The 750-nt window shown below is 60.4% G+C and carries 1 protein-coding gene; it reads right to left on the bottom strand.

Annotated features, from left to right (window positions below; translation table 11 throughout):
* Window positions 1-157 precede the first annotated feature (157 nt).
* Complete coding sequence (locus HMPREF9538_RS00195; RefSeq protein ID WP_004152275.1) at window positions 158-661, bottom strand: GNAT family N-acetyltransferase; 504 nt, start codon at window positions 659-661, stop codon at window positions 158-160.
* Window positions 662-750: the final 89 nt, after the last annotated feature.

The following is a 750-nucleotide window of genomic DNA, read 5'->3' as shown; positions in this document are numbered from 1 at the left end:
TAGCCGCCCCCCGACAAAAAAACGGCACCGCGAGCACGGGTAAGGTGCCAGCGGTGCCATCCGGGACATACCCCGGCTCGCGCTACGCTTAGACGGGCTACCGAACTGTAGCCCCGGTAAGCGTAGCGCTACCGGGGACGCCTGCGATATCGAGGCGCTACAGCGTTTTCAGCATCCGTACTTCGCAGTCCACGTGGCCGGTGCAGCCCAGCGGCCCGTCAATGTGCTCGAAGCCGAGATGTTCATATAAGCCGATCGCCTCCGTCAGGAAGGCGGTGGTTTCCAGATAGCAGCGCTTAAACCCTTGTTCGCGGGCGTAGTCCAGCGCCAGCAGCGCCAGCTTCTTCGCCAGCCCCTGGCCGCGGGCGCTGGTCATAAAATACATTTTCTGCAGCTCGCAGATATCCGGCTCGCTGCAGGCGAGCGGCGCGACGCCGCCGCCGCCAACCACTTCCCCCTCTTGCTCCACCACCCAGTAGGCGGAGCCTGGCTGGCTGTACAGCTCATACAGTTCATCGAGATTCGGGTCGGCGACCGTATAGCCTTTATCGGCGGTCAGGCCATATTCAGCCGAGACCTGGCGGATGACCCTGGCGATGGCGGCATTGTCTGCCGCCGTAATGCGACGCAGCAACGTCGCCGCGGGGACGCTCGTATTCATACAATGACTCATTACCCAAAAAAGACGAATGATGATGTTAATAACATCGCGACAGGGGAAAGCGCAAGCGAGGATGTTTCATAAAAAAC

It is taken from the genome of Klebsiella sp. MS 92-3 (assembly GCF_000195655.1).
In the GTDB taxonomy this organism is placed as follows: Bacteria; Pseudomonadota; Gammaproteobacteria; order Enterobacterales; family Enterobacteriaceae; genus Klebsiella; species Klebsiella pneumoniae.
This window is presented reverse-complemented; position numbering and strand designations above follow the sequence as displayed.

Excerpts from the sequence above, each read along its gene's own strand:
- HMPREF9538_RS00195 (WP_004152275.1), bottom strand. The coding sequence starts at position 661 with ATGAATACGAGCGTCCCCGCGGCGACGTTGCTGCGTCGCATTACGGCG.